This window comes from Mucilaginibacter sp. dw_454 (assembly GCF_018449775.1).
GTDB lineage: Bacteria > Bacteroidota > Bacteroidia > Sphingobacteriales > Sphingobacteriaceae > Mucilaginibacter.
In genome coordinates this window covers 35,145-48,200 of record NZ_JAAVVB010000004.1, presented here as the reverse complement: position 1 = coordinate 48,200, position 13,056 = coordinate 35,145, and the positions used below count along the sequence as shown (strand labels likewise).

Here is a 13,056-nt window from a genome sequence, read left to right as displayed (position 1 = left end):
TAATTTATATCTAAGCCAAAAAAACAAATTTTATCTAGCATATCATAATAAAAGCCACATTAAATAATTGTTGGTAAAGCTTACATTTGGTAATACCAATTATACTTTCTGTCGATGAAAAAAAGCGTATTTGTGCTGGCTTTTGTGCTGGTTGTTTCGAGTCTTTATACCGTTGTAGCTCAATCGAAAAAACTGCCGCCTGTCGGGATGATAGACTTGGGTTTTACTTTACAGTTTGAAAAGGGAGATCAGCGTGCTATTAACAATGCCTGGGATTATGTACATACCATAGCTTCGTTGCAAGGTATTGTAAACAGAAACACGCCGCAGCTTTATATCTTCCTGATTAAGAACGGTAGTGCCGATATCGACAGATACTGGTGGAACAAATATCGCGCGCCGGGTAAATGGCTAAGCAAGCGCGATACCGTGCTGTATCAGAATGTGGTGGATGTTATATCGGCCTATAGAAATAAAATTAAGGGTGCTGTTATTTATGATCCAAACGTGGCAGCAACCAGTAACGTAGCTTCATCGATAGCTGGCGTGGAAGATTTAATTGTTGTACGATACGATACAGACCCTGAAAGTTTGTATTCAAAGATCATAACCAGCGGACCGAAAATCCCGGTGCGTATCAGCTTGGTTAATAAAGATGGCTCATCAATCTTTACCGGAAAGGGAACAATTCCAGGTACAACGCGTGCATCAAGCGGCTCTGCTAAGGACGATGCCTATCTATGGTTCCTGGAAAAGTATATGAAGACCGGCAGGGTCAATACTAAATACGGCGCTTATTATATCGATCAGCAATGGTTGAAACAGCCTTTCCTGGTTAATCATAATCATCATACGTTGTCTAATCACGATTTCTTTATCAGTCGACGTGGTTTCTTTTTTGATTTGAGTCCCTGGGCGGACGAGCCTGCTACTGATGATCCCGGTCAGGCTGTGGGGACAGACGTAAATACTTTAAAAGAGATTTTGCTCACTGCTTATAACCAAAACAAAGGCAAAGATTATGCTTACCTGGGCGGCTTCCCACCGTGGGCGTTTAAGTATACCCAACACGCTAATGGCAAGCACGAGGATGTTGCAACGGAGTGGGAGTACTCGCGTATCATAAGCGCATACAACGCTTTTAAGGACGCCGATGCTATTGGTTATGGGGCATTGGCTAATGCCTCGTTCTGGCAGCACTATCCGCTTAAAAAAGAATACAAACAAAACTGGACAACGCCTGCCGAATTACAAAAAAAAGGCTATTTAACGGCAGATGGTAAGATCGACTACAAGGGACGCAACTTCCTGATATTTTATGTGGGCGATTATGATGCTTCATCGTGGGTATCACAAACTACGCCGACTTTATGGGACAGCCCCGACCGTGGTAAAGTGCCGATGATGTGGTGCATTAGCCCGGTATTAGCCGAGCGTGTACCGATGGCGTTAGATTACCGCCGCGAAACGGCAAGCGCTAATGATTATTTCGCTGCCGCGGATAATGGCGCGGGCTATTTAATGCCAGGTATGCTGCAGGTACCAAGGCCGATATCTGGTTTGCCTGATGGCCTGGATGCCTGGGTAGCCCACAACAAGCCTTATTACCAGCAATGGGGGTTAACCATAACCGGCTTTATCATTGACGGACAGGCGCCGCCGCTAAATCAAAAGGGACTGGATGCTTACGCGGCTTTTAGTCCGAATGGGATTGTACCGCAAAAAGTGCCGCTTACTTTGTTGCATGGCGATATGCCGGTAATGCGGTCGGACGCTGATGTGAACCAGGACGATCCCAAGGTAGCCGCCCGGATGGTTTATGATAGGATCCGTGATCGTAAGGTGCCGTTCCATTGGTTCCGTAATATATTGAAGAGTCCATCATGGTATGTGCAGGTAGTGGCCGAATTAAAGAAGTTGGATCCTAACATTGAATTGCTTACCGCGCCAGATTTCTTTGAGTTGTACCGTATCTACCTGAAGCAAAACCCTGATGCGGCTAAAGGCAAAATCAAGTAATGAAATGCATAAAAGGCTGAATAAACCAATGCCATAATCATTTAGTTTTGACAGATACCATTATACTAAATTAGCACACATGAAGCTGATCAGCCATAGATTGTTCGTTACGGGCATCGCATTATTATCGATTATTGGCAACGCCCAAGCTCAAAAAATGTGGGATAACCAGCCCGCAAAAGCCTGGATGACGGATGCCTATCCTATTGGTAACGGCCGCATAGGCGGGATGATCTTCAGTGGGATTAGCCAGGAACGGATTCAATTTAATGACAATACACTTTGGGTGGGCGACGAGCAAAACCGTGGCGCATATCAGGCGTTCGGTAATTTGCTGATCGATTTCAATAATGCGCCAGAAAGCGACATCCCCGCGGACTACCGTCGAGAACTGGATCTGAGCCGTGCAATACATACCACAACTTATACCAAAGGCGGTATCAAATACAAACGCGAATACTTTTGCAGCTTTCCGGATAAGGTGATGGTGCTACGCTATACTGCCAGTAAAAAGGGAGCATTGTCTGGTCTTCTGCATTTAAAAGACGAGCGTATGAATACCGCAACTGCAAACGGCAATCGTTTAACGTTTAGCGGCAAGCTGTCAAGCGGTATGCAATATCAAGCCACTGCATTAGTAAAACTGGAAGGCGGCACTTTGAGCAAGCAAACGGATGGTACCGAAGGCGATGAATTGAAGATAAGCAAAGCTGACGTAATCACGATTCTGTTTACTGCTGCTACTGATTTTAATAACAGTCGTGCTACACATTGGCGAGGCCAGGCACCGTCTATTAAAATCGATAGTATCCTTAAGTCTGATAATGTTAAACCTTATGCTGTGCTATTGCAAAGACACATTGCCGACTATCAACACTTATACGGCCGTGTGCATTTGAACTTGGGTGCGACGCCATTCTCGACCTTAATGCTACCCACCGTTCAACGATTGGTCAACTATAAAAAGACTTTAGACCCGGACCTGGAAGCAACTATATTCCAATATGGCAGATACCTGCTCATTAGTTCATCGCGCAAAGGCGGGCTACCGGCTAATTTGCAAGGCCTTTGGAACGACAGCAATAACCCGCCATGGGGTGGCGATTACCATACCAACATCAACATCCAAATGAACTATTGGCCGGCCGAACCGACTAATTTATCGGAGTGTGCCATTCCGTATCTGGATCATATTAACGCTATCCGCGAGATCAGGAAGATCAATACACAAAAGGAGTACCCCGGCGTACGCGGCTGGACACTGCGCACCGAAAGTAACCCCATGGGCGGCGAAAGCTATTTATGGAACCCACCGGCCAGCGCCTGGTATGCCCAGGCTATCTGGGAGCATTATGCTTTTACTAAAGACAAGAGCTATTTAAAGAACTTTGCTTATCCTATACTGAAAGAGATCTCTGAGTTTTGGGACGATCACCTCAAGCATCGCCCGGATGGTACTTTGGTATCGCCAATGGGCTGGTCGCCGGAGCATGGCCCGACAGAAGACGGTGTGACCTACGACCAGATGATCGTTTATGATCTGTTTACCAATTACATTGAATCTGCAGATGCGCTGGGCATAGACAAAACCTATCGCGACCATATCGCCGACCTGAAGGATCACCTGTTGAAACCAAAGATTGGCAAATGGGGGCAGCTACAAGAGTGGGAAACCGATCGAGATGATCCTAAAGATACACATCGCCATGCATCGCACCTGTTCGGCTTGCATCCGGGCAGGCAGATCAGCACCATTAAAACACCTGAACTGGCGCAAGCGGCTAAAGTGAGCTTGTTGGCTCGTGGCGATGTATCAACCGGTTGGTCAATGGCCTGGAAGATCAACTTTTGGGCGCGGCTGCAAGATGGCGATCATGCACATACCATCATTTCTAACTTCATTACACCTGTTGGTGGCAACGGTATCGACTACAATAACGGTGGCGGGATCTATGCCAACCTGTTATGTGCGCATCCGCCATTTCAGATCGATGGTAACTTTGGTTATACTGCCGGCGTTGCCGAAATGCTGCTGCAAAGCCAAACCGACGAGATCCAGATCTTACCGGCGTTGCCCAAAGCATGGTCCACCGGTAGTGTGCAAGGCCTCATGGCCCGCGGCGATTTTGAAATTGCTGATATGGAATGGAAAGACGGTAAGCTAACTAAGCTGGTAGTCAAGTCGCTGGCAGGAGGCGAGTGCCGGTTGCGTACTTTAAGTGCGTTAAAGTCTACTATACCGGGCGTAATCAAAACAACTAGCGGTAGTGATTTTAAATATAGATTTAATACCCAAACCGGTAAGATATATACCTTCATTAATTAACTTTGAATGCAGGCATGCTGAGCTTGTCGGGGGATTTTGCGGGCGGGGGTTGTTATCCGCTTCTGTAAACCAATACAAACTATCCTTCGGCAAGCTCAGGATGACCCTTGCTGCTATAGCAGTAGTATATCAATCCTGTGTGCATGCACCATTTGCAGCGCTTCAGACCAGGCAAAGATTGTAAACCTGCCATCCTGTGAAGCTACCAATGCTATAGCATCTCGCTGATCAAATATAAACTGTGCCGCTGCCAGGTGTCGTGTGCCGCCGTTTTGGCTGGGGTGCAGTATGGTAGGTGTGCCTCCTAAAACCGGCTCTGTAACTATGATTTGGTCAACCGGCGAACTCATGCCTGAGCGGGCCACTTTAGCGCCAAAGGCTATTAGTTCGTAATTGCGGTTCATTACGGTAGCACCGTCTACTGCGGTAAATCCGCCTACAATGTCTATGGCACGTACCAATGCATCGCGCCAATCGGTTTTAACACGTTCGCATCTGTCTATCAGCATTAATTTAGTGATACCTCTAAACCTGGGCGTTACCGCATAGTTGATAGGTTGTACAATGGACTCCTGCCATTTGTGACCGTCTTCGGGGACAATTAGCACCAGCCCGCCGCGGCCATGTTTACGCATAGAACCGGCCAGCTCCAACATCAGGTTGATAGAGCCGCTAACAAAGGGCGTCGCCATTTTGGGTAGTGAGTCTAGTAGAGCGGGGTGGCTCTGCATGCCCGTGTTCTGCTCGTCAATGATCTTAATGTCGTCACCCTTTAATACCGCAATGTTCAGGAACTTGCCGAAGCCGTCTGTACGGCTGTGCTTGATAACCAACAGGCCTGGCTCTACCACTTCCAGCACAAAGCAAATGCCCGGTATGGTAAGCGTAGTGCCCCAAACGTACAGTTCGTCATCATCATACCAAACCCCCAGGTGTATACCGGGGCTTTCAACGGCAGGCGCCAGTTTGGTTAAGTTATCGGGCGTTAAGCGGATACGGTTACCAAATATCAACGGGTGGCTGGCCTGTTCAGGTTGTAGTATGGCTATGGATATTTTAGGGGGATGACCTTCTTCTTTACGTAAGCTTGCCCAAAATGCCACATCAATGACCGATTCGATAATAGCCGATTGCGGCGGATGCGCCAAATTATCGCTACCCTGCTCCCTTGCTACCGACAAATGTTTGACGAAGTGCAACTCAAGCGATGTAGCTACTATGCGGGCCGGTATGTAGGTTGGTTCTGACAGCATTGATTGTAATTATACTTCAAATGTATCTTTAATGTTTTAAAGGTCGCGACATGCAATGGTAAAATTTGACATTTGAGCACACACGTGTTTTGTTTCACGTGCGTGTGACACAGATGAAACAAGTGAAACAGAATTTTAGATTAATTGATTGATGTATAGTATTTTATAAAAATATGGTGAAACAGAATGAAACAATAAAAATGACTTAAAAGTATTTTTTTGTTTCATTGTTACCTTTTACTCCCCACCACGTCATCGTGAGCGACAGCGTGACGATCTCTATGCGAGCCATCCGGAGATCGTCACGTTCGTACCTCGCTCACGATGACGTATTGGGGATTATATTGAAACTTCTTATCACTTCGCCGGTGGCTCATACTCAAACGGTAATTTATCGCCCACACGTTTGGTGGCCATATCGCCATGAATAAAGAAAGCGCGGTAGTTGGTGTAATTGCCTTTCCGGTCTATGATGGCTTGTTTAAAAGGCAACTTAACCATAGTAGCCTCAATGCCTTTTCCATCCAATGGGATATCTTTTTCATGAGGCTTGTTATCGCCCGGTTTTAATGAAGCCGCCTTTTTTGGATCGTAAGTAACATACAGCTGGCTGGTTTTAAAGGCTACAAAGGTTGTATCTAAAACTGTCAATAACGAATCAAAATGAACCGGGCGGGTATCAATGGTTATAAACGGCACATCTTTATCATCCTCGGCCTTTAAAAACCCTTTAACCAACGAATTAGCGATAAAACCCTGCTTTAAAGCGTTATTTGCATAAATGCTTCGCAAGAAATGCATTAACGAACCTTTATAAGCATCATAACGATTCCGGGCCCAAGCCTCATGTGTACTTTTAGAACCCACCATTTCCTCAAAAATGGCATCACCATCAAAAATGGCGGTATTGCTGTTGATAGTGAATTGAAAATCGCGCAGCAAATATTTGATATGATAACCCAGTCGCCGGTTTTCTATTAATATAAAATCGTCGGCTTCGGCGGTCAGGATGCCTTTGCTTTTGTTATAATTAAAGCTTAGGATTTTAGGGTTAGTGATTTCGCAGCCATCTGCAAAGCGCGAGGTGCCCAAAAACTGCCCCTTAAACAAATTATAATAGCTATCCCAGCTATCGCCGGGGCCAATGGTTACTGCGTTAAGCATTATGGGCTTAATAATCAACGCTACGTTTACATCAACGGGTTTATTTTGTATGACGATGTTACGATCAAATATCGCGTAGCCCATCATTTTTACAATTACCTGGTAAGATCCGGCCGTAAGGCTGTTAAAATAGAATTTGCCTTTATTGTCGGTTATGGTAGTAAGCTGCGACCCGCTAATAAATGCCGTAGCGCCCTTTACTAAATCGCCCTTTTCATCAACCACCGTACCGGTAATAGGGATAAATACCTGCGCCTTTACCAGCATCGCGAAGCAAATACTAAACAGGGTAAGTAATAGGGGCTTGGTGGTCATGATTAGCCAAATATATTACAATTATTACGGTTGTTTTGGCCATAGCGCATAATTGCGTTATCCAGCGAGGTTTCCTTCACGTCACCCTGAGCGTAGCGTGAGGATCTCTGTACAAAAGACAGGCTAAGCGCTCCTGAGATCGTCACGCTCGTACCTCGCTCACGATGACGCGGTGAGGTAATGTGCAGCCTCCATTGTCCGGGCCAACGCTCATGCTTCGAGTGCCTCAGCATGACATCCCCGTTTGGACGATAGAAGTGGTTACTCTTTCGCCTGCGGCAGATACTCAAACGGCAGCTGATCGCCAACGCGGTCCTTAGCTAATGGTCCTTCAATCAAAAAGTCACGAAAATCCTGATGTGCACCGGTACGGTCGATAACCGCCTGGTTACTGTATAATTTTATGGTACTGATGCGGTCGGTTATCCTAACTACTTTCATAATAGGGTAAGCGCTATTGGTTTTTGTCGATCTTGCTTTCCCCGGATTGTAAGTAAACATCAATAATTTAAATTTTAAGGCTATAAACGATGTATCTATAACGTTCACCAACGTATCAAACTTAATGGGCCGTTGGTCAATTAACAATCTTGGATGATCATTATCAGAAAAAACGGGGTCATCATAAGCTTTATAAACCTGGTTAATGATAAAACCTTCTTTTAAAACATCATTCTGATAAACTGCTCGCAGAAAATGCATGGTGGAACCTTTGTAAACTTCCAAACGGTTTTCATTCCATGCACGCTGTTGGCTTGGGGTACCGTCCATGGGTTCAAAACTGGTTTCGCCATTGTAAAGGGCCAGGTCGCTGCCTGCGTTATAACCAAAATCTTTTAAAAGATATTTAATACGATAGCCAAGCCTTGGGTTTTCAATGATCAGGAAATCGTCTGCATCTGCCAATAGCACGCCCCGTTTCGTAGTAAAGTTAATTACCTTGGGATTGACGATCACACACGCTTTGGCATTTTTCGATGTGCCGAGGAACACCTTCCTGAACAATTTAAAGTGTTCTGCCCAGTTATCTTTGCCGCCTATATTTACCTGCTGCAATACGGTTTGTTTAAGTTTTAACTTAACCATTACTTGTACAGATTTGCCTTGCACCACTATGTTCTGCGAAAACGGAGCATAGCCCACCATAGTTACGGTTAACTGGTAGTTACCTTGTTCCACTTTATCAAATCTAAACTTGCCGGCCCCGTCGCACATCGTAATCAATTGCGAGCCGCTGATAAACACCGTGGCGCTTTTTAAAGGTTTACCATCTTCGTTGCTCACTATGCCGCTAAGGGTATACTTATTTTGTGCAGATGCTGTAAAACCTATCAGCAATAACCCAACACACAGTAAGATTAAATATAACTGTTTCATGCCGTATTAGTGTGTTTCAGGTGGTTGATATTCGAAAGGCAGCTGATCGCCAAGGCGATTATGACCAAACTGGCCATCTAATAAAAAATCGCGGAAATCGCTATGGGCGCCTTTGCTGTCAATCAGCGTTTCTTTACCGTAAAGTTTAACCAAACTGGTGGTCTTGTCTATCACATCGCTTCTTTTAACAGCTACCGTATCCTTTCTCGGCGAAGCGGCCCTTTTAGGATTATAATAAACAAAAAAGGAATTAAATTTAAGCGCCACGAATGAGCTGTTAACAACGTGAGCAACAGTATCAAAATTTACCGGTCGATAATCTATATCCACAGCCCTTATGGCTTCTGCCGTTTGCATGTTAAAAAACTTGTAATCTCTGTAAACCGGGTTAACCACAAATCCTTCTGCAGCCGTGTTGTGATGATAAACAGATCTTAACCAGTGCATAAATGAACCCTGGTAGGCATCAAGCCGGTGCTCGTCCCAATCGGTTTGCTGTTTAGGCATCCCGGTCATGGGTTCAAAGCTAATTTCGCCGTCGTACAATGCTATCCGGCTTTTATAATTATAGGTAAAGTATTTTAAGAGATATTTTATGCGATAGCCCAATCTGGGGTTTTCAATAACCAGAAAATCATCGGCGTTAGCAATCAAAGTATCTTTCCTGGTTGAGAAATATACAGTGGTTGGATTTTTAATTATGCAATATTTGCCATTGATAGAAGTGCCCAGAAAAGCCTGCCTAAAAAGCTCATATTGGTCGTTCCAGTGATCTTTGCCGCCTACGTTAACGGGTTTAAGTTCGATATGCTTTAGCTTAAGTATCACTTTAAAGTCTGTAGATTTGTCCCTAAGCGTAAAGTCTTGTGTGTAAGGTGCGTAGCCAATCATGGTAACAATTAACCGGTAAGACCCCTGGTCCATCTGGCTAAACCCAAAACGGCCGGCATCGTCACTAATTGTTATGCTTTGCGATTGGCTCAGGAAAACCGTCGCGCTTTTTAAAGGCTGGCCCTTTTCGTCTTCGACGGTTCCGGTTATGTTATATTTATTTTGTGCCGACGCTGTAAAACCGCTCAACACTAAAATACAAAACGATAAGGCAAGGTATAGTTGTTTCATGACAGTATCAAGGTGCTTTTGGTGGTTGATATTCAAAAGGTAATTGGTCGCCAACGCGTTTATAGGTCCAGGGTCCTTTGATGTGGAATGAAACCACGTAGCCTTTGTTGATGGCGCCCCTGGCATCAATAACAACACCGTTTTTAAAATACGCTATCAGGCTTGATGACGAATCGTCGCCGGCATATAATGGTTTGAAATTTGTAATCGCAGGTGCGCCCGACTTTAATAATTTTGCGGCCTTAACCGGGTCATAGGTTATATACAGCCTGCTGAATTTGAAAGCAATAAACGAGTTATCAGTAACAGTTGTTAGCGTATCAAAATTGATTATCCTGGGGTCGTAGTAAAAACTGTCATCATCCCGGTCGTTGTCGCGGCCGTAAGAATCATTATAAAGATGGTGGGTAATAAACCCTTCCTGCAATACCGTTTTGTTATAAACCGCGCGCATAAAGTGCATCATTGAACCTTTGTAGGTTTCTAACCGGTTATGCGCCCATTTGAGTTTTTGCTTATCTGTTCCGGGCAATTCTTCAAAAATGGCATCTCCGTCATAAGCAGTGTGTCTGAAAATGTTATGCTCAAAGGATTTAAGCAGGTATTTTATACGGTACCCCAGGTTTTTATTTTCAATGATCAGAAAATCATCAGCCTCGGCAGAAATTATGCCTTTCCTGGTGCTAAAATTAATAACATCAGGGTTTAATATTTGGCACGAGCGTGCATTTTTAGTTCGGCCTAAAAACTCTTGTTTAAATACAGATAGGTGATACCGCCGCTCCTTATCGCCGCCTATGGTAACCTGGCGCAATACGATGGGTTTAACTTTCAAGATAATATTCAGGTTAATATCCCTGTCCTTTAATAGCACATCCTCACTTTCAACTGCATAGCCCAGCATTTTAACCAGCAGATGGTATGCCCCGGCGTTAGGCATTATAATGGCAAATTTGCCATCGGCGTCGGTTTGGGTTACCAGTTGTGTGCCGGCTATAAATATAGTGGCACCGATAATTTGCCCTTGGTTTTCGCCGCTAACTTTGCCGGTAATTATCAATTTATTTTGTGCCGATGCATTAAAACCCATCAGCATCAGCAGCATGAAAAATAATTGTTTCATGGCGATGATGTATTGATGTATGGCCGATATTCAAATGGCAACTGGTCGCCTACGCGTTTATTGATCCAGTCGCCTATCACAAAAAAGGTTGTTAAATAACCCGAGGGCACGCTACCCCTTGCATCTACAATGGCTTCGTTTTTTAAAGGCAGCAGCAATTCAGACTCGTACGAAGGTGGTTTTTTTGACAATAGTAAGTTTTCTACCACGGCCTTGTCTTTCTTAGCCAATTTATTGGAGCGCTTTAATAAGCGTGCTACTTTTTTGGGGTTATAAGTAATGTCAAGATGCGTAAATCTGAATGAGACAAACGACGTATCGAGCGGGAATGCTAACTCATCAAAATTTACAGGCTGTTCATCATAATGCTTATTGCCGTTTAACAAATAAACCTGCTTAACTATAAAGCCGTTCTCCATAACTGTTTTGCTAAAAACAGCTCTAAAGAAATGCATCATAGACCCCTGGTAAGTGTCCAGCCGATTTTTCACCCATTCCTTTTTCTGCTTACCCGTGCCGGGTAATTCTTCAAAAACAGCATCGCCATTATAAGCCGTGTTAATGGTATTTATTTTGTGTCGAAAAGTTTGCAGCAGGTATTTTATGCGATAACCTAATTTATGATTCTCAATGATCAGAAAATCATCAGCATCGGCATAAAGCTGGCCTTCACGTGTGCTGAAGTAAATTACCTCGGGATTCAATATCGTGCATCCGCCGGCATTGATTGTATTGCCTAAAAACTCCTTTTTAAAAATTGCATAATTCTTAGCCCAGTTTTTATCAGCGCCTATATTAACCGGATGCAATTGAATGGGCTTAACTATCAGGTTAATAGCTAAATCGATAGGTTTGTCTCTTAACATTACGTCCTTACCAGCGGGCGAGTAACCCAGCATATTAACCAATAGGTGATAAGAGCCGGCATTGGGTACCGTTATCTCAAACCGCCCATCGGCATTAGTTGCGGTGGCAAATTGGGTGCCGCCAATAAATATGGTGGCGCCGGCAATTGGCTTTTGGCCTTCGCCGGTAACTTTACCCGTAATACTCAATTTATTTTGGGCCGATGCGTTGAAAGCTATTAACAGCATCAGCATAAAAAATAACTGCTTCATGGCGATGATGTGTTAGTTGCATCGGGCTCATATTCAAATGGCAGCTCGTCGCCAATTCTTTTATTGGTCCAGTCGCCCCGTATTAAAAATGTGCGATAGCCTGAAAACACGCCGCCCTGCCCGTCAACAATAGCCTCTTTCAGATACAAGAAAAGCTCTGAGATATTTTTGGTTACATTATGACCAACGATAGGAGTGGGCGTAAGTTTAGCCTGGCCCTTACTGATAGCAACAGCGTTTTCAGGATCATAAATAATATGCAGGCCTACAAATTTCAACGATATAAATGAGGTGTCTAAAGCGGTTACCAAAGTCTCAAACTTCACAGGTATGGTATCTATTCGCATAAAACCCAAGTTTGCTTTGATTGATTTGTAGGCAACAAAGCCCTCGCTGGCAGTTTTGTTATTAAAAACAGATCGCATAAAATGCATCATGGAGCCTTTATAAGCCTCAAGGCGTTTTTTAGACCATTCTTTTTTTTGCTCATCTGTACCTTGCAACTCTTCAAAATTGGTGTCGCCGTCGTAAGAGGTTACTAACTCGGTGGTGTTGTGAGTAAAAGCTTTGAGCGCGTATTTTATACGGTATCCCAGGCTTTTATTTTCTATGATCAGAAAGTCGTCGGCCTCGGCGCTTAGTAAGTTTTTATTGGTTTTGAAATTAAGAACTTCGGGATTGAGTATTTCACAATTCTTAGCATTATCTGACGTACCTAAAAATTGAGATTTGAATATAGCATAGTTTTTTGCCCAGCTGGTTTTGGCGCCAACATCTACCGGCTGCAACATAATTGACTTAACAGTAAGCTCAATATTAGCCACGACAGATTTATCTTTTACCCTTACATCCTGGCTGTAGGGGGCATAGCCCATTACCTTTACAGATACCTGGTAGGAGCCGGGGTCTGTAAGTGCTATTTCAAATTTCCCTTCGGCATTGGTTGTGGCAATCATCTGGCTGCCGTTAATAAATACGGTAGCGTGATTAACAGGGAGGTTGTTTTCGCCGGTAACCTTGCCGCTAATGATATATACATTTTTCTGCGCCGATACCCTGGAGCAGATGAGCAGCAACAAACAGAAAATGAGGTTACGCAACGTAGGTTTCATACAGAGGAATAGGTGTTAGCTAAATTAGACTTTAAACCTGCTTATTGCAAGTATGTTGCACTGACTTTTATGTCATTTTTTAAAAAGAGATTAAATATGATTTAAATAATTAAAAATTGAACTATTT

General features: G+C 44.0%; 9 protein-coding genes. 2 read left to right on the top strand and 7 right to left on the bottom strand.

The window, feature by feature from the left end; all coding sequences use genetic code 11:
- Positions 1–114: 114 nt before the first annotated feature.
- Both HB679_RS13595 and HB679_RS13590 read left to right on the top strand, forming a co-directional pair.
- Entirely contained in the window at positions 115–2,019 is a 1,905-nt protein-coding gene (locus HB679_RS13595) for a GxGYxYP domain-containing protein (protein ID WP_214072547.1), read from the top strand.
- A 79-nt stretch (positions 2,020–2,098) separates the two neighbouring features.
- Positions 2,099–4,345, top strand: coding sequence for a glycoside hydrolase family 95 protein (locus HB679_RS13590; protein WP_214072546.1), 2,247 nt, complete (start codon positions 2,099–2,101; stop codon positions 4,343–4,345).
- 113 nt (positions 4,346–4,458) lie between these two features.
- On the opposite strand, the gene HB679_RS13585 is transcribed toward HB679_RS13590, so the two are convergent.
- The 7 genes from HB679_RS13585 to HB679_RS13555 form a co-directional block, all read right to left on the bottom strand.
- Entirely contained in the window at positions 4,459–5,598 is a 1,140-nt protein-coding gene (locus HB679_RS13585; protein ID WP_214072545.1) for a putative sensor domain DACNV-containing protein, read from the bottom strand.
- Between the two features lie 357 nt (positions 5,599–5,955).
- Positions 5,956–7,077: a carboxypeptidase-like regulatory domain-containing protein gene (locus HB679_RS13580; RefSeq protein WP_214072544.1), complete on the bottom strand. Its 1,122-nt coding sequence runs from the start codon at positions 7,075–7,077 to the stop codon at positions 5,956–5,958.
- A gap of 261 nt (positions 7,078–7,338) precedes the next feature.
- Positions 7,339–8,454 (bottom strand): carboxypeptidase-like regulatory domain-containing protein, encoded by a 1,116-nt coding sequence (locus tag HB679_RS13575; RefSeq protein ID WP_214072543.1) that lies wholly within the window; start codon positions 8,452–8,454, stop codon positions 7,339–7,341.
- 6 nt (positions 8,455–8,460) lie between these two features.
- Positions 8,461–9,576: a carboxypeptidase-like regulatory domain-containing protein gene (locus tag HB679_RS13570; protein ID WP_214072542.1), complete on the bottom strand. Its 1,116-nt coding sequence runs from the start codon at positions 9,574–9,576 to the stop codon at positions 8,461–8,463.
- A 7-nt stretch (positions 9,577–9,583) separates the two neighbouring features.
- Positions 9,584–10,699, bottom strand: a complete 1,116-nt coding sequence (locus HB679_RS13565; RefSeq protein ID WP_214072541.1) for a carboxypeptidase-like regulatory domain-containing protein — start codon at positions 10,697–10,699, stop codon at positions 9,584–9,586.
- Positions 10,696–11,817: a carboxypeptidase-like regulatory domain-containing protein gene (locus tag HB679_RS13560; RefSeq protein ID WP_214072540.1), complete on the bottom strand. Its 1,122-nt coding sequence runs from the start codon at positions 11,815–11,817 to the stop codon at positions 10,696–10,698. The genes HB679_RS13565 and HB679_RS13560 overlap by 4 nt, the downstream gene beginning before the upstream one ends.
- Entirely contained in the window at positions 11,814–12,929 is a 1,116-nt protein-coding gene (locus HB679_RS13555) for a carboxypeptidase-like regulatory domain-containing protein (protein WP_214072539.1), read from the bottom strand. Before HB679_RS13555 ends, HB679_RS13560 begins: the two co-directional genes overlap by 4 nt.
- Positions 12,930–13,056 lie beyond the last annotated feature (127 nt).

Coding starts and splice junctions, on each gene's coding strand:
- HB679_RS13595 (WP_214072547.1), top strand. CDS start 115: ATGAAAAAAAGCGTATTTGTGCTGGCTTTTGTGCTGGTTGTTTCGAGT.
- HB679_RS13590 (WP_214072546.1), top strand. CDS start 2,099: ATGAAGCTGATCAGCCATAGATTGTTCGTTACGGGCATCGCATTATTA.
- HB679_RS13585 (WP_214072545.1), bottom strand. CDS start 5,598: ATGCTGTCAGAACCAACCTACATACCGGCCCGCATAGTAGCTACATCG.
- HB679_RS13580 (WP_214072544.1), bottom strand. CDS start 7,077: ATGACCACCAAGCCCCTATTACTTACCCTGTTTAGTATTTGCTTCGCG.
- HB679_RS13575 (WP_214072543.1), bottom strand. CDS start 8,454: ATGAAACAGTTATATTTAATCTTACTGTGTGTTGGGTTATTGCTGATA.
- HB679_RS13570 (WP_214072542.1), bottom strand. CDS start 9,576: ATGAAACAACTATACCTTGCCTTATCGTTTTGTATTTTAGTGTTGAGC.
- HB679_RS13565 (WP_214072541.1), bottom strand. CDS start 10,699: ATGAAACAATTATTTTTCATGCTGCTGATGCTGATGGGTTTTAATGCA.
- HB679_RS13560 (WP_214072540.1), bottom strand. CDS start 11,817: ATGAAGCAGTTATTTTTTATGCTGATGCTGTTAATAGCTTTCAACGCA.
- HB679_RS13555 (WP_214072539.1), bottom strand. CDS start 12,929: ATGAAACCTACGTTGCGTAACCTCATTTTCTGTTTGTTGCTGCTCATC.